The following is a 25,873-nucleotide window of genomic DNA, read 5'->3' on the forward strand; positions in this document are numbered from 1 at the left end:
AAGTGAATACTATCTATGTTATTGAGTGAAATAGATTTTGTAAAAACAAAAACCGGGCTTTCCGAACGAAGCGTACGAGCCACTTTACAGTTGGCAGAGGAAGGCTGTACGCTGCCCTTTATAGCACGTTACAGAAAGGAGCATACAGGAAACCTGGATGAACTGCAGATCAAAGAGATCCTTTCAAACAGAAAGAAATTCAATGAACTTATAAAGCGAAAAGAATACGTTCTAAAGTCTATTAAGGAACAGGGAGAGCTTAGTGATGTTTTAAGAGATAAAATAAATGCAGCAGATACTCTCACCGATGTAGAAGACCTTTATTTACCTTTTCGCAAAAGCAGGAATACAAGAGCTGCTGCTGCTGTTAAAAAAGGCCTTATGCCACTGGCAAAACAAATTATGGCCGGTAAATTATCAGACCCTTATGAAATAGCACACAAATATGTGAATAAAGAGGTTGTAAACCCCGATGAAGCCCTGCAGGGAGCCCGGGATATAATAGCACAATGGATAAGTGAGGATCAATTGGTGCGTAATACCCTTAGAAAGCTGTTGACTCGAAAAGCGCGTATAAAAAGTACACTCATTAAAGATGCAGATACCAGGGATAATGCTTCCAAGTATCAGCAGTACTTTGATTGGGATGAACTCTTGCATAAAATTCCTTCACACAGGCTTTTAGCCATATTGCGAGCCGAAAAAGAAGGTATCGTGAGAACAAAACTGGTTATAGACAAAGAAGAGGCCCTCAAAACTATGAACAATATAGTTATTAAGACCAATATGCCTGCTATAATCAAAGAAATACGTATGGCCTTGGAAGACGCATATAAACGCCTGTTATACCCCAGCCTTACCCATGAAGTCCTGAAAAATGCAAAAGAACAGGCAGACGATCAGGCCATTCGTGTATTTTCAAAAAACCTCAGGCAGCTTTTGCTCGCACCCCCTCTTGGTGAAAAACGAATTCTTGCTATCGACCCGGGTTTTAAAAGCGGCTGTAAAATAGTTTGTCTGGATCAAAAAGGCGATCTGAAACACAATGAAAACATTTATCCTCATGCACCTCAAAGAGAAACTGGCATTGCAGCAAAAAAAATAAGAAGCCTGGTAAACGCATACAAAATTGAAGCGATAGCTATTGGCAACGGTACCGCATCTCGTGAAACCGAAGCGTTCATAAAAAAAATCCCTTTTGATCGTGCATTGCAGGTTTTTATAGTAAATGAGAGTGGTGCCTCCGTTTACTCCGCCTCTTCAGTAGCCAGAAAAGAGTTCCCGCAATATGATGTTACTGTAAGAGGTGCCGTATCTATTGGGAGAAGACTGGCCGATCCTCTCGCCGAACTGGTAAAAATAGACCCAAAGGCTATTGGCGTAGGGCAATATCAACATGATGTTGATGCGGCAAAGCTTAAAAACGAGCTTGACACCGTAGTATCCAGTTGCGTAAACCATGTAGGGGTAAATGTTAATACAGCCAGTGCCGCTTTATTGAGTTATGTTTCCGGTTTGGGGCCTGTTCTTGCTGATGCTGTTTTGCAGTACAGAAAAGAGAACGGAAGCTTTCAAAACAGAGAACAACTTTTACAGGTTCCCAGACTGGGTCCTAAAGCCTATGAACAGTGTGCAGCCTTTTTGAGAGTAAAACAGGGAACCAACGCGCTCGATAACTCTGCGGTACACCCCGAAAGTTACCCTGTAGTGAACCAAATGGCAGATGATCTCAATGTAAGTGTTGATGAACTTATTGGAAACAAAGAATTGCTGTGCAAAATAACCCCTGAAAACTATTGTACCCAAAATATAGGATTACCTACCATAGCAGATATTCTTGTTGAATTGGAAAAGCCGGGCCTTGACCCTCGTCAAAAAGCAAAAGTTTTTGAATTTTCCAAAGAGCTTAAGAGACTGGAAGATGTAAAGGTAGGAAGCATAGTGCCGGGAATCGTTAACAATATTACCAATTTTGGGTGTTTTGTTGATATAGGTATTAAAGAAAGCGGGTTGGTACATATTTCAAATATGAGTAAAAAATTTATAAGCAACCCCGGAGAAATAGTAAGCCTGCATGAGCACGTGATGGTAAAGGTACTAGAGCTAGACCCTGAGAGAAAGAGAATACAATTAGCCTTGTTAAGAGAAGAATAAAAAAGCCTGCGTTCAGCAGGCTTACTATTTTTTATCAGGAAATCTAACTTTTATTTTCTTCCTTGTTCTCATCTTTAGAAGCATCTTTAAACTCCTTAATGCCGCTTCCTAAACCTCTCATTAATTCAGGTATCTTTTTACCACCAAAAAGCAGCAAAGCTAAAACTACTATCAGGACGATCTGCCAGGGGCCAATCATTCCTAAAAAAATACTTAGAAACATCATTATAAAATACTTTTATATACACAAAAGTAAAAAGAAAAGTTGGAACCATTGCCACGATCACTTCGTAAAGTAGTAAGAATCTAAACTTGTTAACACGCATTGAGATAATAATGTAATGTTAAATCCTATAGAAAACAGATTAATTTTTCAATATTCAAATAATTTTGTCAGGTTAAGTAACGTTCCCTCACAAGTACTATATTTGCGTATTCATGAGTAAAAAGAAGGTGAAGAGAAGACAGCTTAAAAAAAAGCTGCTGCATAAATACAGACTGGTAATTCTTAATGAAGATACTTTTGAAGAACGTGTCTCCTTTAAGTTAAGCAGGCTTAATGTGTTTGTAGTTAGCACGTTATTTGCATTTTTACTGGTAGCAGGTACCACACTTCTCATTGCTTTTACCCCACTTAGAGAATATATACCCGGGTATTCTTCTACACGTTTAAAAAAGCAGGCAATTGATAATGCAGAGAAGGTAGATTCTCTTCAACTGCTTCTGGAAGAAAACATACTTTATCAAGAAAATATACGGAAAGCGTTAACCGGAGAAGTACAAATAGGAGATATTAATAAAGACTCTCTACTGGAGCAATTTAGACTGGACCCCGAGGCATTAGATCTTTCACCCAGTAGGGAAGACTCTATTTTAAGAGTGCAGGTGGCCAATGAAGATAAATTTAATATCTTCGAATCGGCCACTTCCAATAGTAATTTTGTACTGTTTCCTCCCGTTATGGGTACCATTTCTCAGCAATACAATGCCCAGGAAAAGCATTATGCTATAGATATTATAGCTCCGAAAGGCTCACCGGTGAAAGCCGTAGAGGATGGAACGGTTATTTTTGCAGAATGGACTGCAGATACCGGATATGTGATCATAATTGAACATATTTTTGGGTTAACATCCGTATATAAACACAATGGCTCTCTCACAAAAAGCCAGGGAGATCTGGTAAAAAGTGGAGAAGTGATCGCCACAGTGGGCAATACCGGAGAACTTACTACAGGGCCTCATCTTCATTTTGAACTTTGGAGTGAAGGGTATCCTGTAAACCCTACCAATTATATAGATTTTGAATAGTCATCATGTTTTTGAAACCACTAGCAGCCAGAATATTTGCCCGAATTGTTTACCGTAATATTCAAAAATGGGCCACTCAACCTCAAAAAACCCAGGAAAAGGTTTTTAAATCACTTATTAAAAATGCATCTTCTACTGTTTTTGGTAAGGAACACCTTTTTTCTGAGATACATACCTATGAAGATTTTAGAGAACGCGTTCCCGTACGTGATTATGAACAACTGCGTCCTTTTGTAGATCGTGTGGTAGAAGGAGAAGAAAATGTGTTGTGGAAAGGAAAACCCATATATTTTGCCAAAACTTCAGGCACCACTTCCGGAGCCAAATACATACCTATAACCAAAGAGTCCATGCCTTATCATATCAAGGCAGCCAGGAACGCCATTTTGTGTTACATCCACGAAACAGGTAAGAGTGCCTTTGTAAATGGAAAAATGATCTTTTTACAGGGCAGTCCGGAACTGGATGAAAAAAATGGAATTAAAACCGGAAGATTATCCGGTATCGTAGCCCATTATGTACCCGGATATCTTCAAAAAAACCGGATGCCCAGCTGGGAAACCAACTGCATAGAAGATTGGGAAACCAAAGTAAATGCAATTGTAGAAGAAACCCGCAGTGAAAACATGACCGTCATTAGCGGTATTCCTTCCTGGGTGCAAATGTATTTTGAAAGACTGGAGGTTGAAACCGGAAAAAAAGTAGGAACACTTTTTGAAAAATTTCAACTTTTTATCTACGGAGGAGTAAATTATGAGCCGTATCGTTCCCGTTTCGAAAACCTTATCGGACGAAAAGTAGATAGTATTGAGCTCTTTCCTGCCAGTGAAGGCTTTTTTGCTTTTCAGGATTCCCAAAAGCATAAAGGAATGCTACTTTTATTAGATTCGGGCATTTTTTATGAATTCATTAAATCAGAAGACTTCTTTTCTGAAAATCCGCAGCGCATTACCATCTCAGAAGTAGAAATAGGAGTAAACTATGTCATGATCATATCAACCAATGCAGGACTTTGGGCCTACAATGTTGGAGATACCGTACAGTTTACCAGCTTATCCCCCTATAGAGTAATAGTTTCGGGCAGGATAAAGCATTTTATCTCGGCATTTGGAGAACATGTCATTGCCAAGGAAGTAGAAGAAGCATTACAAGAAGCTGTTTCCGGATCACTGGCAGAAGTTAGCGAGTTTACCGTGGCACCGCAGGTAAGCCCGGAAGAAAATGAACTACCGTACCACGAATGGTTCATAGAATTCAAAACAGAACCGGAAAACCTTCAACAATTTGCTTTGGAAATAGACAGGCATATGCAAAAACAGAACAGTTACTATCTCGATCTGATTGAAGGTAAAATACTTCAACCTCTTAAAATTACAATTATTAAAACAGGAGGGTTTACTTCATACATGAAATCCGTTGGAAAACTGGGAGGACAAAATAAAGTGAAACGCCTTGCTAACGACCGCGTATTGGCAGAAGCGCTTAGTAAATGGAAAAAGAACTGATCTTTTAGAAATTACTTGTATTTTTGCACGGAAAATCACTTAATGAATACACGTAAAGGAAGAACCAGAGCTCAGGAGTCTACAAGCGCCATAGAGCGCATGTACATCACTATGCGCCATCTTTTTAACAGAGGCTTTTATAAGCCGGGAGGGGTTTCAGGAGAGTCACTGCGTCAATCACTATTACAAATAAGACCGGAAATTTATGGAACAGTTGCTGAGGAAAAGACAGAGCTTAACGGACTCACGTATGTATTAGACCGGCTTCCGGAGGGTATTGAGCAATGCAGATATATAAACCTTACATCAGACGAGGGCTATAAAGAATCACATTTCCAGGTAATTATTCCTCCTAAGCGAAGACGAAATTGTTATAGGATCGACAAAGATCAAATGAATATTGAGATTACCCGCGGAAGATCTGATATTTACGATATATTAACGCATTTAACCTTTCTTTTTATTGAATCTCATAAAATATGCAAAAGGGTATTATTACCCGAAAAAGGAGAACTTATAAGAGATTGGGAAAAGCTGGAAAGCGCCGTAAAAAAGGGAAAACTAAACCAGTTTGAGCGTGAAGTCGCTTTAGTTCATACAGCAAATATTCTGGGCAGGACCTTTGAGGAAGTGCTTGAAGTTTACCGATTACTGGCCACTAAAGAAAAACCTGAAAAGTTTTTGCACATTATTTACTGGTTGGGTAAAATTGCCATTGAAGAAGAGACCCTGGGCGTAAAAAGGACCATTACTTTCAGTCCGGTTTTAAGAGAACGCCTGGGACACCATATTCATGGAGAAATGTGGGCCAATACCATTAAAAATACACTTAAAAAGTACAACCTTTTAAACAGGCCTTTGCATATAATAAGTGCCAATATGCATAGTGTGATGAATAGTATTTTTGCTCAAAAAGTACTTGGTAAAGAATTTCAGCATAAAGAAGAACTGGAAATATATCAGGCATTGAGTCTTCCGGAAAATGATCAGTTACGTAAAAAAGTAAAAGATTTTGCGTCAAAAAACGGGATGATTAGTATGGATGATGTATCAGGAACCAATATTGATGTTCAGATTTTTGATACGGCAAAAATAAAATCAAATGATGGTATTTTTAAGCCGAAGGATACAACTCCCGATGAAGAAAAACCTGTATTATTTGTGATGGACTATGCTTTTGGTGAACAGGCCTATGAAACCATTGATGAATTACTCAAACCTTATAAATCAGAAGATGGATCATCTGTTTTTCTCAATGTAGTTTCCATTTCAATTATGGGAAAAGCCGGTATTCTGGAAGGAGAAAAAGGCGATCTAATGATCCCGACCGCACATATTTTTGAAGGGACCGCAGATAACTATCCTTTTGATAATGAATTATCAAAATCTGATTTTGAGGGTTGCGGATTAAAAGTTTTTGAAGGGTCTATGGTAACCGTATTAGGAACATCGCTTCAAAATAAAGATCTTTTAAGATTCTTTAACGAATCGACCTGGAACGTGATAGGCCTGGAAATGGAGGGTGCACATTATCAAAAAGCCATACAATCGGCTTCAAAGATCAGGAAAAGTATTTCCCAGGATGTAAAAGTGCGGTATGCGTATTACGCTTCAGATAACCCTCTGGAAACCGGAAGTACCCTTGCTTCAGGAGGGTTAGGAACCACCGGTGTTAAACCCACCTATTTGATAACCCAGAAAATTTTAGAGCAAATATTTAATATTTAAAAAATGAGTCAGGATACTAAACCACAGAATACTTCTTCAGAAGAAATAGACCTGGGACAACTTTTTAGACTTATAGGAAATGCATTTCAGCGTTTTTTTAATTTTATAGGAAGCATTTTTAAAGGCATATTTAAGGTGTTGATCCTGTTTCTTATCTTCATCCAGTCTCATATTATTAAGTTTGCTATCGCTGCTTTCATAGGGCTGGCTATAGGCTTTTATCTGGATTATACCAAAGAAAGTGTTTATGAGTCTTCCATGGTAGTAGAGCCTAATTTTAACAGTGCTCAACAATTGTATAACAATATTTATTTTTATAATGAACTGGCAGATTCAAAAGATTCTATTGCTCTGGCACAAGCCTTAAGCATTAGCATTACAGATGCTGCCAGCATAAAAGAGGTCATTGTTGAATCTTTTTCCGATGAAAATCAAAAAATAAAATTGTTTGATGATTTTATAAGACAACTGGATACCAATACAATAAAGACTATTGATTTTAAGGCTTACATTGAAAACTTCAATTCTTTTGATGCCCGTTTTCATAAAATAACTATGAAAACCACCAATAATACCGTAGCCAAAAAAACGCAAAGATCTATTGTAAAATCAATAAGTGCTAACGAGTATTTTAAACTTCAGAAAGAAGTAAGCGATCAAAATCTTTCTATTCAGGATAGTATTTACAGAAAGCAGTTAGTAGAAATAGATTCGCTACAAAACCTCTATAAAGATGTAATGCGAATGACGGCTCAAAACCCAAATTTGGGAACGAACATTAATCTGGCAGACCAAAAATCAGAAGACAACAGAGAATTAGAGCTTATTAAACAAATAGATGTTTTGAAGCAAAATCTGGTAACGCTCAATGAAGAAAAAGCTAATAAAGCTACTATAATTAACGTAATTTCAGACTTCCCGGCAAGAGGTGTAGAAGTTAAAGGCGTTTTAAATAGTTTCAAGTTCTGGATCCCTATTGGGTTAATTGCCGTGCTATTATTAGCACTATTACTTATAGAATTAAACGATTATCTTAATGTATATAAAAATAAATCTTAGAAATGAACATACTGGTAACAGGAGGAGCAGGTTTTATTGGGTCTAATTTTATTCCTTATTTTTTGGAGAAAAATGAGGGCCTCAAGATTGTTAATGTTGATAAGTTAACTTATGCGGGTAATATCAACTATCTTAAGGAATTAGAAAACAATCCTAGATATAATTTTGTTAAAGGCGACATTTGCGATCGAAAACTGCTAGAAAAAATTTTTAAAGAATATAGTATTGCCGGAGTAATTCATTTTGCTGCAGAGTCTCATGTAGATAATTCTATTAAAGATCCAGCGATATTTATTAAAACAAATGTTTTAGGAACTTTTACACTTTTAGATGTTGCCTATAAGTATTGGATGGATGCTCCTTTCCAAGAAAAGGAAAATTATAAAGATGCGAGATTTCTTCATATTTCTACAGATGAAGTTTATGGTAGTTTAGGTAAGAAGGGTTTTTTCACAGAAACTACACCATATGCGCCAAATAGCCCTTATAGTGCCTCTAAAGCTTCTTCTGATATGATAGTCAGAAGTTATTTTCATACGTTTGGGTTAAACGTAGTAACTACTAATTGTTCTAATAATTATGGTCCTAAACAACACGATGAGAAGCTAATCCCTACTGTTATTAGAAAAGCTCTGGCTGAGGAGGATATCCCTATTTATGGTGACGGTAAAAATATCAGGGATTGGCTATATGTATTGGATCATTGTAAAGGTATTGGTCTGGTATTCGATAAAGGAAAAAGAGGAGAAACCTATAATATTGGTGGTCGTAATGAAAGAAATAACAATTATATAGCCTCTAAAATTTGCCAGATACTAGACAAAAAAACTCCTAGAAAAGAAGGAAAATCGTATAATGAACTTATTAAGTATGTAAAAGATCGTCCTGGACACGATTTGCGATATGCTATAGACGCGTCTAAAATAGAAAATGAACTAGGCTGGGAAGCTAATGAAAATTTTGAGACAGGAATTGAAAAAACCATCGATTGGTACTTAAAAAAGTATAAATTCATATGAAAGGAATAATACTAGCAGGAGGGTCTGGAACAAGATTGCACCCCATAACACTAGCGGTAAGTAAACAGCTTATGCCGGTATATGATAAGCCCATGATTTACTACCCTCTTTCAACGTTGATGTGGTCTGGGATAAGAGAAATTTTGATCATTTCTACCCCACATGATTTACCCCTATTTAAAAAGTTATTGGGTAATGGAAAAAAATATGGTTGTAGATTTGAATATGCCGTTCAGAAAGATCCAAACGGATTGGCTGAAGCTTTTTTAATTGGTGCAGATTTTATTCGACACGACAAAGTCGCTTTAATTCTTGGAGATAACATTTTTTATGGAACAGGGCTTGCAAAACTCTTACAAGCAAATAATGACCCAAATGGAGGGATCATTTATGCATATCATGTACATGATCCAGAAAGGTATGGTGTAGTTGAATTTGATGATGAAGGAAAGGCAATTTCTATTGAAGAAAAACCAGAAAAACCAAAATCTAACTTTGCGGTACCAGGAATATACTTTTATGATAACGATGTAATTGATATCGCAAAAAACATTACACCAAGTGATCGGGGAGAACTTGAAATTACTGATGTAAACAAAGAATATCTCAAAAAAGGAAAATTAAATGTTAGTATATTGGATAGAGGAACTGCCTGGTTAGATACCGGTACCTTTAATTCTCTTATGCAGGCTTCACAATTTGTGCAAGTGATAGAAGAAAGGCAAGGACTAAAAATTGGTGCTATTGAAGAAGTAGCTTACAAAATGGATTATATTTCTAAAGAACAATTAGAGTTTTTGGCAACACCTTTAATTAAAAGCGGATACGGAAAACACCTAAAGAGTATTTTAGAAGAAAAAAAATGATTGCAAAAGAAACTAAACTTAAGGGGTGTTTTATTTTAGAGCCTTCTATTTTTGAAGATGAAAGAGGTTACTTTTTTGAAAGTTACAATCAAAAGAAATTTAATGAATTGATTGATCAAGAAATTAATTTTGTTCAGGATAACCAATCTTTTTCAACAAAAGGTGTAATAAGAGCACTACATTATCAACTTGGAGAATACGCTCAAGCCAAATTAGTAAGAGTTTTACAAGGTAAAGTATTAGACGTAGCTGTTGATTTACGCAAGGGGTCTCCAACATTTAAAGAACATGTAGCGATAGAGTTATCTGATGAGAACAAAAAACAACTATTTATTCCTAGAGGTTTTGCACATGGGTTTGTAGTGCTGAGTGAAACAGCTCACTTCTTCTATAAGTGTGATAATTTCTATAATCAAGAATCCGAGGGAGGTATTATTTATAATGATAAATCTTTAAATATTGACTGGGAACTTACAGAAGATGAAATAATAGTATCCGAAAAAGATAAAGTTTTACCATCATTTGACAATGCTTTACTATGAAAAAAGTATTAGTAACAGGCAGCAGTGGTCAATTAGCATTATGTATCAAGGATGCTAAAAGTAAATATTCAGATTTGAACTTTACTTTTGCTGATACAGATGAATTAAATATTACAAAATTAGCTGAGGTTAATGATTTTTTTGAACGAAACGATGTTGATTATTGTATAAACTGCGCGGCATATACTGCCGTTGATAAGGCTGAGTTGGAACCAAAGTTAGCTAATAGAGTTAATGAAGTAGGTGTTCGTTTTTTGGTTGAGAACTGTAAAAAGTATGATGTTGTTTTTATTCATATATCTACTGATTTTGTTTTTGACGGAAGAAAAAGTAGACCTTATTCTGAACTAGATAAACCTCGTCCTTTAGGAGTTTATGGAGAAACAAAACTCCTTGGGGAAAGAGTTGCAGCTACTTATGATAAACATTTTATAATACGAACATCTTGGCTGTATTCAGAATATGGAAGTAATTTTTTTAAAACAATGCTTAAGTTAAGCAAGGAAAGAGAAGAGCTTAATGTTGTTTATGATCAAATTGGCACCCCCACCTACGCCAGAGATTTAGCTGAGATAATTTTAAAAATAATATTAGACGGTAGTAAGAAATATGGTATGTATCATTACAGTAATGAAGGAGTAGCTAGCTGGTATGATTTTGCAAAGGCAATTTTTGACGAAGCTAAAATAAGGATCAGGCTAAATCCAATAAAAAGCGAGGAATACGCAACTCTTGCTAAGCGACCAAACTATAGTATTTTAGATAAATCGAAAGTAAAAGGAATGTTAGATACTGGAATTCCTTACTGGAGAGATAGTTTAAGAAAATGCTTGATTAAAAATGTGATATATTGAAAATTAACTAGTTTTTACATTTGTATTTGTTGTTTTTATTAGGATATAAAAAAACTGCAAACTAATAACAAAGTTATAGATTCTAGTAAAGTAACTACCAGCTCAGATTTTTTTATCAATGTCAATTAAGGAGATTATTGATGATTTACGTTTTAATAAACCAATAAATGAAAAAAGAAGTTAAGATATTAGACTGTACTTTGAGAGACGGTGGGTACTATACCAATTGGGATTTTGACAAACAATTGGTTGATGAGTATTATAAAGCGATGGAAATACTTCCAATAGATTATGTGGAAATTGGCTATAGGAGTATACCCTTAAATAGATATTTAGGGGAATATTTTTATTGCCCTGAATATGTTATGGAAAAGGCTAAAAGAATGATGCCTTCTAAGAAATTGGCGATCATTCTGGATGAAAAAACTACCAAGATAGAAGATCTTGATTACTTATTAGATCCTTGCAAACCTTTTATTTCAATGGTTAGGATGGCTATTGCTCCAAACAAATTGATAAATGCTATAAACATTGCTAAGGTTATTAAAGCAAAAGGGTTTGAGGTTGGATTTAACATCATGTACATGTCTAACTGGAAAGAGGATAAAGAATTTTTGAATCAATTGGATAAAGTAAATGATATTGCAGATGTTTTTTATATGGTAGATTCTTATGGAGGTGTTCTGCCTAAGGATATTGAAGAAATATTTAGTTTAGTTAGTTCAAAACTGGATATTCCTGTAGCTTTCCATGGACACAATAATCTTGAATTAGCTCATATAAATACTTTAACAGCAATAGAAAGTGGATGTCTTATGGTTGATGCAACTATTACTGGAATGGGAAGAGGAGCTGGTAATCTTAAAACAGAATTACTACTAACATATTTTTCTGCTAAGGAAGACTTAAAACTATCAATGAATGAATTAAGTTCGGTAGTTTCAAATTTTGAAAAGTTACAGCAAGTGTATAAATGGGGAACAAGTTTACCGTACATGTTCTCTGGAGTATATTCTTTGCCTCAAAAAGAGGTAATGGAATGGATTGGACTTAACAGATATCCTCTGGGTAGCATTGTGAATGCCTTAAAAAATCAGAAAGATTCGATTTCAGATAATCTTAAACTTCCTAGTTTTAATACTGAATTAGATTGCAAATTTGCAATTATAATTGGTGGAGGAAAAAGTATCCAATATCATCATGATGCTATAGAAAGATTTATTGAAACTTCGGAAAATGTTTGTGTGATTCACGCTGGCGCAAGATATATATCGCTCTTTAATGACTTGACTAATGCAAAACAGTTTTATTGCTTAGTAGGATCTGAAATATATAAATTAAGTAAAGAATTTCACAATTTGAAAGAAATTAGTAATACCTGTATATTCCCTCCATTTCCTAGAAAAATGGGAACAATAATACCTGATGAATTGAAGGATCGGTCTTTTGAATTAGAAAAGATCAGTTTTATTGATGAATATCAAGATTCACCACTTGCGATAGCTCTTGAAGTTGCTCTACAATTAAAGTCAAACGAAATTGTTTTGGCAGGATTTGATGGATATGATACATCAATTAATAGAATTCAGTTTCAACTATCTAATGAGAATCAACAAATAATAGATTCTTTCGAGAAGAACTGTTCAACCCTTAAATCCTGCACACCTACAAAATATAAAAACATAAAAGAGGTGTCAATTTATAGTTCTTTATAATGAAAGTTTTAGGAGTTATACCGGCAAGATATAAATCATCGAGGTTTCCAGGGAAACCTTTAGCTTTAATAGATGGAGTACCTATGGTTATAAGAGTTGCTCGTATCGTAGAACAAGCTTTGGGAAAGAAAAATACGTACGTAGCAACTGATGACATCAGAATTAAAGATCAAGTAGAATCATTTGGCTATAAAGCAGTTATGACTTCTGATAAATGTTTAACAGGGACTGATAGGCTTTGGGATTTTGCGCAAAAAACAGAAGCCGATATTTACATTAATATACAAGGAGATGAACCGATGTTAAATCCTATGGATATCTTAAAAATATCTGAAGCAAAAAAGAAAACACCTGATTATGTCATTAATGGAATGTGTGAGATAAAAGATGAAGATATAAGCTCCGTAAACATTCCTAAAGTCTTGGTAAATAAAGACAATCAACTAATCTATATGTCCAGATTACCTATACCCGGAATAAAAGATATAAGAAAAGGGATACCGGGATACTATAAGCAAGTTTGTATTTATGCCTTTGACTACAAAGACCTGAAGGCATTTGGGAAACAAAATAAAAAAGCTAAATATGAGTTTTTTGAAGATATTGAAATATTAAGATTTTTTGACTTGGGAGTACCAATTAAAATGGTTGAAACATCTGGGGCTTCGCTTGCAGTGGATGTTCCGGAAGATATATTGAAAATAGAAAAAGCCTTAAAAAAATCGCAAACTAAAAATGATTAATACTATTTTATGGGATTTCGATGGAGTAATTTTGGACTCTATGGAGGTAAGAGATTTAGGATTTAGAGAGATATTCAATCAATTCGATTCTGAAAGTATTGAGAAACTAATAATCTATCATAGAAAAAACGGTGGATTATCAAGATATGTGAAAATTAGATATTTTTTTGAAAAAATTATTGGTAAATATATTAGCGACAATGAGGTTCAAAAGTATGCTAATGATTTTTCAATTATTATGCGAGAGAAATTAGTTAATCAGAAGAACTTGATTAAGGATAGTCTTAATTTCATAAAAAAAGAGCACAAGAATTATAAATTTCATATTGTTTCAGGCTCAGATCAAGCTGAACTCAGATATTTGTGCAGAGAACTAAAGATTGATAATTTGTTTATTTCAATACATGGTTCTCCCACTCCTAAGAAAGATCTTATTACAGCATTAATGAAAAAGTATGAATACTTAGTTGAGCAGACTTGTTTAATTGGAGACTCAATAAATGATTATGAAGCTGCAAATGCTAATAAAATTACTTTTTTTGGCTTCAATAATGAAAGTTTAAAAGATTTTATAGATGAAGACTTATACATAAATCACTTTTCTCAATTTACTTTTGATTTATGTCTTTAGGAAAAAACACCTTTTTTTTATCGATATCAAACTTAAGTGTTACACTCTCTAATTTGGTTCTATCCGTAGGTTTAGCTTGGATTCTTTTAGAGAAGGAAGATTATGGAAAATTGCATCAGGTATTTATGATTGCAAGTTTCGCTTTATCTTTTTTGTCTGGTTTTCCTACGGGCTTAAGCTACTTTTATGGAATATATAAATCTAATAGAAAGAAGGATAAACTACTTTTTAAAAGATTTTTTTATTCGATGCTTTTTTTAGCTGCTTTTATATGTTTAATCTTTTATTTATTAAAAGCAGATATTGCCAACAGCTTTATCAATGATTTGATATCTGAATATTTCTTTTTATGCGTTGGTATTATTTTTTTCAGATCAACATCTGGTTTTTTTATTAATTACTTCACATTAACTGATAAAACTGGAAGGCTATTTGTTATAAATTTTTTTTATCTTTTAGTATCGTTATTATTTATACTTGCTCTTTATTTGAAACCTATTTGGGGATCAACGGTATTTATCCTAAAGAGTATTCTTTTTATAGACATGATTAGATTTCTATTTTTCTATTACTCAATAAATAAATACGTTGTCCTCAAAGGAGCTTTTTTAATAACTAAAAAAGAGCTATTCTATATATTACCAATAACTGGTGTTACGTTGCTTAACACTCTATATGTCTTTGTGGATAAGTATATGATTTCAGTGATGTTAAACCCTGAAGCATATGCAGAATACCAAGTAGGTGCATTTGTTATACCTTTTGTAAACATAATAACAGGATCAATCATGGTAACATTGTTACCAATCTTTTCTAAACTAAGTTCAAATCAGCAATATTTAGAAATCATTAAGAAGTTAAGGGATTCAACAAAAAAAACCACCTTATTGCTTATACCGATCTTCTGTTATTGTTTAGTATTTGGCAAACAATTGATTATAAGCATTTACTCTGAAAAATATGTTTTTTCAGGAGAAATCTTTACAATCTATACTTTAAGATTTTTTACTACAGTCATCCTATTTTCTTTGACGATGGCAGCAATAGGTTTACAAAATTGGGTGGTAATAACCGCTGGACTATCATTATCCGTTAATGTGGTTTTAAATTATTTTCTAATAAAACTTTATGGAGTAATGGGTGCTGTTTATGCAACTGTTTTAACTGGGTATTTGGGTATATTTCTTCCAATATATTTGATTAACAAAAAACTAAAGACAAGTTTTTTAGAATATTTTCCTTTAAAAGAGTATTTTTTCACATTAACTATTTCACTTATTTTATCTTTCTTTATCTACTTTGTTTTTTTTAAAGTTTTATTGCTATCAAATGAATGGTCAATTTTATTGTCAATTTTTTATTACATAGTAGTATTATACTTTTGTAATAAGGTTTTAAGAATATTTGGTATTGACAAACTTAAAAAGCTAACTAAAGAAAAATTAGGAATGTAAGATGGTTGAAAAAAAATTCTCCTTTGAGAAATTGCAACACTTCAAAAAAGATATCTTAGAGTATAAGGGTTATAATTTATATGAAGTGCTGTCAATTGAACTGGCATTATTGATTAGTGGAAGCGAAAAATTAAAGTTCAGTACTATTGGTAAGTTTTTGTTAAGGTACAATTATAATAATGTTGCCTTAAACAAAAAGATTTTTTTTACAATTGGTCGACACGGAAGAAAAGACTATCAAGAAATTATGGACCATGTAAAAACTAAATTTTCAGATAAAGAAAATACATTTTTCGATTTCAATGATGCTTCTTTTCAATCGAATCTAAGCCTTAAAAATATTGTAGGTTCTTTGAAAAATTCATTCTCAATCTCAAACCTGTCTTGGAGAGATAAGTTATTGATCGCCTCAAAACTGTGTTTCTATAGGAATAATATAGATCATTTAGAAAAGATAAAATTAACAGGAAGCTTACAAAAAGCGGTAGTTTTCAGCAGTGTTCATCCCTGGGAGGTAATGTTTTTGTATTATTTTAGAAAGAGAAATATACCCGTTTATTCTTTGCAACACGGGGTTTATTTTATTTATAAGAAAAAGCCCCCTATTGATTGCATACTGTATGAAAATTTTAATGTTGATTTTCATTTGTGTTGGGGAAAATATTCAAAAATAGAGTTGGTTGATTATGGAATAGATAAAGACAAACTTATTGTTGCAGGATACCCTAGAAGTATAAAAATGCAAGCTAGTAAGAAAACTGACCCAAGAAAATGTATCGTTTTGTTAGCTAGGGAAGTTTTAAAAGAGTCTAACTACAGGTTGATTGAAGTTTTAAAACAATTTATTAAGAAAAGACCTGAAATGAAGTTTTACTTTAAATTACATCCTTCTTTAGATGAAATGGAATATAAAAATCTTCTAAAGAATAAAAACTTTTATTTATTTAAGAAAAAAAAGACATTAATAGAAATTTTCACAGAACTTAAATATTCAAGAGCTATTTGTGTATATACTACAGCATACTATGAAGCTTACATAAATGGAATTATTGGATTGAGATATCATGACGGCACTTCTGAACTTTCAGAAGGCGTTCAAGAAGATACTTTTGAGGATGTTACAGGTTTAGAAAATGTATTCGAATTAGGTTTTTCTGAAAATGAAATAAAAAAAAGATTAGAGTATATTATTGGACTTAATAGAGATCATTATTTTGAAGTTTTAAATTAAATTAATTTGTTATCAGACTTGGTTTTCTTATTAATAGGAGTATTGTTTTACTTTCTTTTTTTTTACTCTTTTCGCTTAAAGAATAAAACCCCTTTTTTTATAATTTGTTTGATTTTAATAACCTTCCACGATTATATATTCATTAATTTAAGCTTTTATGTTTCACAAACGGTAAACTATATTTTAAAGGCATGGCAAGAATATCTTTTCTTATACTTAACCACTCTTTTAATTATTAATAAAGCGAGGATACAAAAGCGTGTTTTTTATATTTTTTTGGGTAGTTTACTTTTATCTATATATGGAATCATAGTTTCCTTAATTTTTTCCAAGAACATTCTAGACACTATCCTTGCATGGAGAAGTTATCTTTTACCAATTATAATTCCTTGTCTTATATATATCAATAAAGGCTTTGATAGTGTATCAGTGAAGACACTTATGAGATTTTTGATTTTTGTATTACTGCTTTTGGTTTTTTATGCAAAGTACCAAGCAAATATATTTGAAAAAAACGGAGGAGCAGAAATAGTTTTTTTAGGGGATAAATTCCGTGAACAAGCAGGGTCTGTGTTACAAAAATCTTTTTGGTTCTATGATTTTTTTGGGCCAGATCATCTAATTCCTAGATGGTTTAATATGGTAAGAGATAATGAATTGAGAGTAACTAGTGTTTTCGTAAGCCCTATAATATTTGCTCAGTTTTTAAGCATTATAGCTTCATTTTTACTGGCGTACTATGTAAAAGTAATTAGAAAAAAGAAATTCACTATTTTTGCTTTAGTCTTAATTGCTTTATATGGTATTGTACTTTCACAGGTCCGCGCAGGCCTTATATTTTTGGCTATAACCTCTTTTTCAATTTTAATATTCAGAAGATTTAAACAATACTATTTATTGACACTTTCCATTCCTCTGTTGTTAGTTGCTTTAACATTTTTTGGATTACTTTTTTTAAAAGCAGGTGATGCATCTTCTGTAGGGAGGATTGCTCAATACAAAGATTTTTTTAATAACTTTAGTTTTATAGGTTATGGATTGGGAGAAAAAAAAGCAATTATACATTACGATTCTCTGGTCATTTCATCGGTTACTGCATTTGGGTTGTTAGGTTTACTATATTTCAAACTTCATTTAATATTAATTAAAAAACTATATGTCATCGAAAAATTAAAAACAGAAAAACAATCCATTAATTTTTTAGGTTTAGGTTTGTTAGGCTGTTTTTCTGCCTTTGCATATTTTATTTTCTTCCATTATTCAATTGGATCAACCCCTTTAAGATTTTTATATTTTATTTCGTTTTATTTTTTGTACATGGTTTATGAAGACAGAAGAGAAAAATAATATTTTTTTAATTGGGGTAGTGCTCTTTAAGGAAAAGCTTTTAGAAGCATCTACAATAAAATCATTACTCAGTATAAAAAATGAGCTTAATACTTTTGGTACTAAGTTAGTGATTTGGGATAATAGTCCGGGAAAGCAAAAGAAAAAACACATTGAATCTTTAGAAAATATCTTTGATAGATTTGAATATTTTCATACTCCTGAAAATTTATCACTTTCTAAGATATATAACAATATTTATAAATTTAATTTAGGATATAAATTTTTAATATTGTTCGATCAAGATAGTAAATTTTCTATTGATTATTTTAATGAAATATTTAAAGAAAGCTTAGCACTGCCGGAAATTAATCTTTTTCTACCAATTATTAGAGCTAAAAGTTTAATTGTAAGCCCAGCGAATCGTTTTTTTGTTACTGGGAGGTATTGGAAAGAAAAAAAAACTGGAGTGGTTGACGCTAAAAACAAACTTGCTGTAACAAGTGGCATGTCTATTTCAATGAATTATTTAAAAAATACGTTTAATGAATTTAATGAAGAACTAAATTTATATGGGATAGATACTGATTTTATGATTCAATATGAAAAAAAAAACTCAAATTTTTTTGTTTTAGATTATGAGATGAATCATGACTTATCATATTTTAATATTGAAAGTTTAGAGAAAAGATTATTCAGGTTTTCAAACCATAAAAAATCAATCATAAAAATATATAAGAAAGAATCAATTTTATTGCATGTTATTGCTATATTATTTATTCTTGGGAGCAGCTTGAAGATGTCAATTATAAATCGAGATATAAGGTTTTTTCTTAAATAGCAATATGGCTAAGGAAGAGATGGATAGAATTAAAGCTTTAATGATTAGCAGGTCGACTTTATATAGTTCACCTGGTGGAGATACTATTCAAATAAATGAAACTGCCAACTTCCTGAGAAAAGTAAATATTAGTGTAGACATTAAGTTAACTAATGAAAAAATTGATTATGATCAATATGATATTATTCACTTTTTTAATATAATTCGTCCTAACGATATTCTTTATCATTTAAAAAGAAGCAACAAACCATTTGTTGTTTCAACAATATATGTTGATTATCATGAATATGAAAGAAAAAATAGGGGGGGTATTATAGGCCTTCTTACTAGGGTATTTTCTTCGGACCACATAGAGTATCTTAAAACTATAGCTAGGGCTGTTTTAAATAATGAAAAAATTTATGATTGGGAGTATATCTTTAAAGGACATAAAAAATCTATAAAACATATTATTAGAAAGTCAAGTATGCTACTGCCTAACTCGAGAAGTGAAATGAATAGGATCACAGAATCTTATGGTCTAAAAGCAAATTATAAGGTAGTGCCAAATGCTATTAATCCATTGCTTTTTAGAAAATTAAAAGTTCAAGAAACAAATCATGAAAGATCTGGGGTGATTTGTGTTGGTAGGATAGAGGGTAGAAAAAATCAACTCAATCTAATAAGGGCTTTAAATAATACTGACTATGATTTATACATTATTGGCAACCCATCGCCTAATACTGTAAATTATTATGAAAGGTGTAAAAAAGAGGCAAAAGAAAATGTTGTATTTGTTGATCATATAGACCAGAATGAGCTCATACAATATTACAAGAAATCCAAAGTACATATTCTCCCAAGTTGGTTTGAAACAACGGGGTTAACTTCTTTAGAGGCAGGTTATTTGGGGTGTAAAATCGTTGTTACCGAAAAAGGTGATACCAAAGAATATTTTAAAGATTTTGCTTATTATTGTGAGCCTGATAATATTGATTCGATCAGAAATGCAGTTTCTTTAGCATATAATGATAAAAACAATAATAAGTTTGCGAAATATGTTGAAGAAAATTACACCTGGCAAAAAACAGCAGAAGTAACAAAAAAAGCATACATTGAATCAATTACTAAAAATTAATAAGCATTTCCTTCTTTACATAAGGGAAAATTTTTTTTTCATATCATTATGTCTAGTAGCATTTTCAATGCCTATTGACATGAATTTAAACACATATACCATAATTTTTTCTTTTATTATAGCCTTTTTTCGTTTCATGAAAGAAAGAAGATTTAAAGATCATAAACAAATAATTTATCTCCCAATTTATTTTTTGATATTGGTTTTGTCTTTATTAATTACTGAGAATCTAAAAGCGGGATTAAAAATTCTGGAATACAACTTAAGCTTTCTGGCTTTACCAATTATTTTTTTACAATTTGGGAGAGTAAATGAAAAACAGAAAACAACTTTGTATTCTTTTTTTTCCTATGGAGTTACAATAATTACATTTTTCCTATTGGTTAATGCAGTTTTAAGATATGTAGAAGTTGGTAATTCTGAAGAGTTCTTTTACCATGCTTTTACTAGTCCAATTGACTTTCACCCTGTATACTTATCAATCTATGTTTACTTTGCTATTTTAATTTCAATTCATTTTATGGCAAGAAATGGTAGGGTTGACCTATTAAATGTTATAAAATTGTTGTTTTACGCTCTTGCATTATTTTTACTATCTTCAAAGAGTGTTCTCTTATATACTTGTTTTACAGGTATTCTCTTCATCTTATATACTATTTTAAAAACTATTAATAAAATCAAATTATTTTCGTTTCTTCTCATATTAATTACAGTTTTAACTTTAGCATTGCAGAGTGATTTCATAAAAAATAGGTTTAAAGAAGTTTTACATATTGATAGTTTAAGCGAATTGAAACACGAGAGGATGACGGATTTTGAAAAAGTAAACGGTTTAACTTTACGTTTAATGTTTGTCAAATTTTCCATTCAAGATTTTTTACAAGACCCAATGAACATTCCCTTTGGATTAGGATTAGGTGATAGAAAAGAGTTTTTAAACTCCGTCTATGAGAATCATAATATGGCTAGAACTATAAAAGAACAAAAATTAGGGTATTATGATTACAATACCCATAACCAATATGTAGAAATTTTTTTAGGATTAGGTATAATTGGCCTTATATATTTTTTTTGGATGTTTTTTTATTATATATGGTCAACTAAAGAAAAATTTATATCTAAATCTACCTATGGATTATTTATTTGGGGTTTTTTATTCGAAGCTATCCTTAACAGAAATAAGGGGATAGTTTTTTTTGTTTTTTGGACAATAGTTTTTGTTTATAACGAATCCAGAGAATATAAAAAAGAAAAAACATATATAGGGAAAAGGAATCAAAAAAAATTGAGCTTTTAGCAATACAGCTCTTAAATATAAATGAAAATAGCAATATTGGGAACCAGAGGAGTTCCAAACAATCATGGAGGTTTTGAGCAGTTTGCAGAATTTTTTTCAAAATACTTAGCTGATAAAGGGCATAAAGTTTATGTATATAACTCTCATAATCATCCTTATCACGAAAAAAAATGGGAAGGAGTTAATATTATTCATAAATATAACCCAGAACATAAAATAGGTACCATAGGTCAGTTCATTTATGATTTAAATTGTATTCTGCATTGTAGAAAAGAAAAGTTTGATATCATTTTGCAATTAGGCTATACAAGTAGCTCTATTTGGAGTTTTCTTTTTCCAAAAAATTCTATAATTGTTACTAACATGGATGGATTGGAGTGGAAAAGATCAAAATATAGTAAGCCTGTTCGTAGTTTTCTGAAATACGCGGAAAAATGGGGAGCAAAATATAGCAATTTTCTTATTGCAGACTCCAAAGGAATACAGCAATACTTATTGACTACTTATAAAAGAAGATCTGAATTTATAGCATATGGAGCGAATGTTTTTAAAAGTCCTAATAAGGAAATCCTGAAAATGTATAATATTAGTGAATATAATTATTCAATGCTTATCGCACGGATGGAACCCGAAAACAATATTGAAGCTATTGTAAATGGTTTTCATCGATCCAATCAAGAATCTACTCTTTTGGTTATTGGTAGGATAAATAAATATGGAGCTTATTTAAAGGATAAATATGGCGAAGATGTAAGAATTCGTTTTTTAGGAGCGATTTACGATATGGATCATTTAAATAACCTTAGGTACTTTTCAAGATATTATTTTCATGGCCACTCTGTGGGAGGCACTAACCCCTCTTTATTAGAAGCCATGGCTTCTAAAGCTTTGATTGTAGCAAATAATAATGAATTCAATAGAAGCATTTTAGAGGAAACCGCAGAATATTTTGAAAATAGCGATGATGTAAAAAAAATTTTGGACAATGACATACTATTTGAATTGAAAGAAGAATATGCTAAAAATAATTACTCAAAAATTGAAAAAATGTATAATTGGAGTATTATCAATAAAAAATATGAGGATTACTTTATCTCCATCTTGAAATAGTTTTACTTTTATAAACAGCGCAAATAAAACCAATAATGTTGTAATATTTTGTAAATAGAAATCGGTTCAATAGAAGTTATTTTTGTTAAAAGTATGTTTGGTTCCTTTTAAGTATAATTGATTTTATTAGTTAAAAATTTTTACAATATTATATTATTAACATAATTAGCTTTAATGTCGTATATAATTGGTCGATGTATATTAAAAGATTAGCATAGAAATAAGATAATGAATAAAAAAGGACATGTTCTCATCACAGGAGCCGCAGGTTTTTTAGGATCACATTTATGTGATCGCTTTATTAAAGAAGGGATGCATGTGATTGCTATGGACAATCTCATTACCGGAGATCTCCGAAACATTGAACACCTTTTCAAACTCGAACAATTTGAGTTTTATCACCATGATGTCACCAAATTTGTTCATGTTCCCGGTAAACTGGATTATATCTTGCATTTTGCTTCGCCGGCCAGTCCTATTGATTACTTAAAAATACCCATCCAAACTTTAAAGGTGGGCGCCTTGGGAACCCATAACCTATTAGGACTTGCAAAAGAAAAAAAGGCAAGAATACTCATTGCTTCCACATCAGAAGTGTATGGAGACCCTCTGGTACATCCGCAGAGTGAAGAGTATTACGGGAATGTAAGTACCATTGGGCCCAGAGGGGTATATGATGAAGCCAAACGCTTTATGGAATCTATAACCATGGCGTATCACCGTTTTCATGATATTGAAACACGTATAGCCCGTATTTTTAATACGTATGGCCCCCGAATGCGTCTTAATGACGGGAGGGTGATCCCTGCGTTTATCGGGCAGGCCTTGCGGGGTGAAGACCTAACCGTTTTTGGTGATGGTTCCCAGACACGGTCCTTTTGTTATGTAGATGATCAGATAGAAGGTATTTACAGATTACTTATGAGTGACTATGTATATCCTGTAAACATTGGGAATCCGGAAGAAATCAGCATACTTGATTTTGCCAAAGAGATTATTCAGTTAACAGGTACAGATCAAAAAATTGTGTATAAAGAACTTCCGGTGGACGACCCATTACAAAGACAGCCTGATATCCGCAAAGCCCGTGAAATTTTAAACTGGAATGTTACGGTAAATCGGAAGGAAGGGATGCGATTAACTTATGAGTATTTCAAATCCTTAGCCAAGGATGAGTTATTTAAGAAAGAGCACAAAGACTTCTCAATGCATAACAGAAAATAGAAGTGAACTACAAAAAAGGGAGATATTCATTGTATATAAAACCAATCAACTATTTTTTGGATTTAACGATCCTTAACGTATATGCATTGGTACTTCCTCTTAATTTCAAAATGCCGTATCTTTTTCTTGTGTATATTTCTTTGGCATGGGTAGTTTTATCATTAAAAAACAAATTTTATGAAATTGAAAGGTATTCTAAGCTTACATTAGTAATTAGTTTACTGTTTACCCAGTTTTTTTTCTTTTTTCTTATTCTTTATGCCTATATAGGCTTTTTTAAAGAATTTAATATTAGCCGATTACTTCTCGCTAATTATTTTATGATCGTTTTCCTCTCGGTTTCTTTCGTTAAAATACTGAGTTATTCACTACTGCTTCGGTATCGAAAAGCTTTAGGAGGAAATATAAGAACAGTAGTAGTTATTGGTGATAATAAAAAGACAGAACAACTTATAGATGTCTTTAAAACACGTCAGGAATTCGGTTACGAATTCAAAAAACAGTTTACTTCTAAAGAAGATGGATTCAATTTAAATGTTTGCTTCGATTATATTCATGCAAATAATATTGATGAGATTTATTGCTCAGTGTCAGATCTGAAAAATAGTGAAATGGCAGAAGTAATAGACTTTGCAGATAATAATCTTCGGGTACTTAAGTTTATTCCGGACAACAAGAATATCTATTCCAAAAAACTAAAGTTTGAGTACTATGACTATTTACCCATTCTTTCACTAAGAGATATACCGCTGGAAGACCCGATAAACTCTTTTGTCAAAAGAACGTTTGATGTTGTTTTTTCATTGCTGATCATTGTGGGCGTACTATCATGGCTTACTCCTTTACTGGCCTTTCTTATAAAGATAGAATCAAAAGGACCGGTTTTCTTCAGGCAAAAAAGAAATGGTATTGATTATAGAGAATTCAATTGCTACAAATTTAGATCAATGGCAGTAAATCCAGATTCAGATAGAAAGTCGGCTACCAAAAATGATATGCGTGTAACGCAAATAGGCAAGTTTATAAGAAAGACCAGCATTGACGAACTTCCGCAATTCTTTAATGTTTTGGTAGGGCAGATGTCAGTTGTAGGCCCACGTCCGCATATGGTGAGCCATAGCAACGCGTTTGAAAAGCGTATCGATAAATATATGGTTCGGCATTTCGTAAAACCAGGTATTACGGGTCTGGCGCAGGTAAGAGGGTATCGCGGTGAGATAGAAAGTGACATTGATATCGTAAACAGAGTGAAATTTGATATTTTTTATATAGAAAACTGGTCACTTGCTTTAGACGTTAAAATTATTACACAAACCATTATAAACGCTTTTAAAGGTGAAGAAAAAGCGTATTGATGAGCAACCTTTAGTCTCAGTAATAATGCCCGCTTATAACGCCGGGAAGTTTATTAAAGACAGCATAACCTCCGTACGCAACCAAACCTATACAAACTGGGAGCTTATAATCACAGACGATGCTTCAACAGATACTACAGCAAATCTGGTAAAAGACTTCTGCATAAAAGATCCCCGAATTCAACTGCTACAACTTCCCGGTAATTTTGGTGCCGGGATGGCCCGTAACAAAGCTATAGAACACGCTCAGGGCGATTTTATAGCCTTTCTGGATGCAGATGACCTCTGGGTGCCTGAAAAGCTTGAAAAACAGCTTTTATTTATGCAGAAAAAAAACATTCAGGTGTCTTTTACCAGTTATAACCTTATTTCAGAAAAAGGAGAACCTCTTTTCAAAACCGTCGAAGCCCTACCTGCCATAGATATTAAGAAAATAAAGAAAGCCAATTATATTGGGAACCTCACCGGTATGTACAGTGTGCTGGCACTGGGTAAAATATATATGCCCGTTATAAGAAAACGCCAGGATTGGGCCCTTTGGTTATACTGCATCCAAAAGGCCGGAAAAGCATACGGACTTCAGGAGGTACTGGCAAGCTATCGTATTCGCCGGGAGTCAGTTTCTTCCAATAAACTTAATTTGTTACAATATAATTACCTTTTCTACCGAAAGGCATGTAAATTTGGGGTTTTAAAATCTTTATGGTACCTGTTACAATTTCTTTTTGAGCATTTTTTTGTAAAATCGAGACAGGTTATTCGTGAAAAATAACAGAAGTTTGCCAATTAAATAT

Annotated in this window: 23 protein-coding genes; 22 read left to right on the top strand and 1 reads right to left on the bottom strand. The window is 32.7% G+C overall.

Translation table 11 applies throughout. The features are described 5' to 3' along the window. The first annotated feature begins 21 nt into the window (after positions 1–21). A complete protein-coding gene (locus tag WAO84_RS05190) occupies positions 22–2,154 on the top strand; it encodes a Tex family protein (RefSeq protein WP_422614478.1) in 2,133 nt (710 codons plus the stop codon). Between the two features lie 43 nt (positions 2,155–2,197). Here the strand turns inward: WAO84_RS05190 and tatA are convergent, their stop codons facing one another. Further along, the gene (gene tatA / locus WAO84_RS05195) at positions 2,198–2,380 is read right to left on the bottom strand and encodes a twin-arginine translocase TatA/TatE family subunit (protein WP_340064147.1); all 183 of its coding nucleotides are present in this window, start codon (positions 2,378–2,380) and stop codon (positions 2,198–2,200) included. 212 nt (positions 2,381–2,592) lie between these two features. Here tatA and WAO84_RS05200 point away from each other — a divergent pair, with 212 nt between their 5' ends. From WAO84_RS05200 to WAO84_RS05300, 21 genes are all read left to right on the top strand, one after another. Next, a complete protein-coding gene (locus WAO84_RS05200; RefSeq protein WP_340064150.1) occupies positions 2,593–3,462 on the top strand; it encodes a M23 family metallopeptidase in 870 nt (289 codons plus the stop codon). 5 nt (positions 3,463–3,467) lie between these two features. After that, positions 3,468–4,967, top strand: coding sequence for a GH3 auxin-responsive promoter family protein (locus tag WAO84_RS05205; RefSeq protein ID WP_340064152.1), 1,500 nt, complete (start codon positions 3,468–3,470; stop codon positions 4,965–4,967). Positions 4,968–5,009: 42 nt separating this feature from the next. Further along, a complete protein-coding gene (locus WAO84_RS05210; protein ID WP_340064154.1) occupies positions 5,010–6,695 on the top strand; it encodes a DUF6909 family protein in 1,686 nt (561 codons plus the stop codon). 3 nt (positions 6,696–6,698) lie between these two features. Then, complete coding sequence (locus WAO84_RS05215; RefSeq protein WP_340064156.1) at positions 6,699–7,754, top strand: hypothetical protein; 1,056 nt, start codon at positions 6,699–6,701, stop codon at positions 7,752–7,754. 2 nt (positions 7,755–7,756) lie between these two features. Further along, a complete protein-coding gene (rfbB, locus tag WAO84_RS05220; RefSeq protein ID WP_340064158.1) occupies positions 7,757–8,773 on the top strand; it encodes a dTDP-glucose 4,6-dehydratase in 1,017 nt (338 codons plus the stop codon). Further along, the gene (rfbA, locus tag WAO84_RS05225; RefSeq protein WP_340064160.1) at positions 8,770–9,639 is read left to right on the top strand and encodes a glucose-1-phosphate thymidylyltransferase RfbA; all 870 of its coding nucleotides are present in this window, start codon (positions 8,770–8,772) and stop codon (positions 9,637–9,639) included. Before rfbB ends, rfbA begins: the two co-directional genes overlap by 4 nt. After that, positions 9,636–10,181, top strand: a complete 546-nt coding sequence (gene rfbC / locus WAO84_RS05230; RefSeq protein ID WP_340064163.1) for a dTDP-4-dehydrorhamnose 3,5-epimerase — start codon at positions 9,636–9,638, stop codon at positions 10,179–10,181. The genes rfbA and rfbC overlap by 4 nt, the downstream gene beginning before the upstream one ends. Continuing rightward, a complete protein-coding gene (rfbD, locus tag WAO84_RS05235; protein ID WP_340064165.1) occupies positions 10,178–11,035 on the top strand; it encodes a dTDP-4-dehydrorhamnose reductase in 858 nt (285 codons plus the stop codon). Before rfbC ends, rfbD begins: the two co-directional genes overlap by 4 nt. A gap of 167 nt (positions 11,036–11,202) precedes the next feature. Further along, positions 11,203–12,750 (top strand): aldolase catalytic domain-containing protein, encoded by a 1,548-nt coding sequence (locus WAO84_RS05240; protein ID WP_340064167.1) that lies wholly within the window; start codon positions 11,203–11,205, stop codon positions 12,748–12,750. After that, complete coding sequence (locus WAO84_RS05245; RefSeq protein ID WP_340064170.1) at positions 12,750–13,493, top strand: 3-deoxy-manno-octulosonate cytidylyltransferase; 744 nt, start codon at positions 12,750–12,752, stop codon at positions 13,491–13,493. Before WAO84_RS05240 ends, WAO84_RS05245 begins: the two co-directional genes overlap by 1 nt. Beyond that, the gene (locus WAO84_RS05250; RefSeq protein ID WP_340064173.1) at positions 13,486–14,124 is read left to right on the top strand and encodes an HAD family hydrolase; all 639 of its coding nucleotides are present in this window, start codon (positions 13,486–13,488) and stop codon (positions 14,122–14,124) included. The genes WAO84_RS05245 and WAO84_RS05250 overlap by 8 nt, the downstream gene beginning before the upstream one ends. Continuing rightward, the gene (locus WAO84_RS05255) at positions 14,115–15,578 is read left to right on the top strand and encodes a polysaccharide biosynthesis C-terminal domain-containing protein (RefSeq protein ID WP_340064175.1); all 1,464 of its coding nucleotides are present in this window, start codon (positions 14,115–14,117) and stop codon (positions 15,576–15,578) included. Before WAO84_RS05250 ends, WAO84_RS05255 begins: the two co-directional genes overlap by 10 nt. A 1-nt stretch (position 15,579) precedes the next feature. Then, complete coding sequence (locus WAO84_RS05260; protein ID WP_340064177.1) at positions 15,580–16,809, top strand: hypothetical protein; 1,230 nt, start codon at positions 15,580–15,582, stop codon at positions 16,807–16,809. Between the two features lie 441 nt (positions 16,810–17,250). After that, positions 17,251–18,156 (top strand): hypothetical protein, encoded by a 906-nt coding sequence (locus tag WAO84_RS05265; RefSeq protein WP_340064178.1) that lies wholly within the window; start codon positions 17,251–17,253, stop codon positions 18,154–18,156. Further along, positions 18,134–18,976 (top strand): glycosyltransferase family protein, encoded by an 843-nt coding sequence (locus tag WAO84_RS05270; protein ID WP_340064179.1) that lies wholly within the window; start codon positions 18,134–18,136, stop codon positions 18,974–18,976. The genes WAO84_RS05265 and WAO84_RS05270 overlap by 23 nt, the downstream gene beginning before the upstream one ends. A gap of 4 nt (positions 18,977–18,980) precedes the next feature. Continuing rightward, a complete protein-coding gene (locus WAO84_RS05275; RefSeq protein WP_340064181.1) occupies positions 18,981–20,093 on the top strand; it encodes a glycosyltransferase family 4 protein in 1,113 nt (370 codons plus the stop codon). A 136-nt stretch (positions 20,094–20,229) separates the two neighbouring features. Then, positions 20,230–21,390 (top strand): O-antigen ligase family protein, encoded by a 1,161-nt coding sequence (locus WAO84_RS05280; protein WP_340064183.1) that lies wholly within the window; start codon positions 20,230–20,232, stop codon positions 21,388–21,390. A gap of 21 nt (positions 21,391–21,411) precedes the next feature. Then, on the top strand, positions 21,412–22,500 hold the full coding sequence (locus WAO84_RS05285; RefSeq protein WP_340064185.1) for a DUF1972 domain-containing protein: 1,089 nt from the start codon (positions 21,412–21,414) through the stop codon (positions 22,498–22,500). Between the two features lie 228 nt (positions 22,501–22,728). Continuing rightward, the gene (locus WAO84_RS05290) at positions 22,729–23,724 is read left to right on the top strand and encodes a UDP-glucuronic acid decarboxylase family protein (RefSeq protein ID WP_340064187.1); all 996 of its coding nucleotides are present in this window, start codon (positions 22,729–22,731) and stop codon (positions 23,722–23,724) included. 2 nt (positions 23,725–23,726) lie between these two features. Beyond that, the gene (locus WAO84_RS05295) at positions 23,727–25,079 is read left to right on the top strand and encodes an undecaprenyl-phosphate glucose phosphotransferase (RefSeq protein ID WP_340064188.1); all 1,353 of its coding nucleotides are present in this window, start codon (positions 23,727–23,729) and stop codon (positions 25,077–25,079) included. Continuing rightward, the gene (locus WAO84_RS05300) at positions 25,060–25,851 is read left to right on the top strand and encodes a glycosyltransferase family 2 protein (protein WP_340064189.1); all 792 of its coding nucleotides are present in this window, start codon (positions 25,060–25,062) and stop codon (positions 25,849–25,851) included. The genes WAO84_RS05295 and WAO84_RS05300 overlap by 20 nt, the downstream gene beginning before the upstream one ends. Positions 25,852–25,873: the final 22 nt, after the last annotated feature.

The sequence above is a fragment of the Ascidiimonas aurantiaca genome (assembly GCF_037646345.1).
Taxonomy (GTDB): Bacteria; Bacteroidota; Bacteroidia; order Flavobacteriales; family Flavobacteriaceae; genus Ascidiimonas; species Ascidiimonas aurantiaca.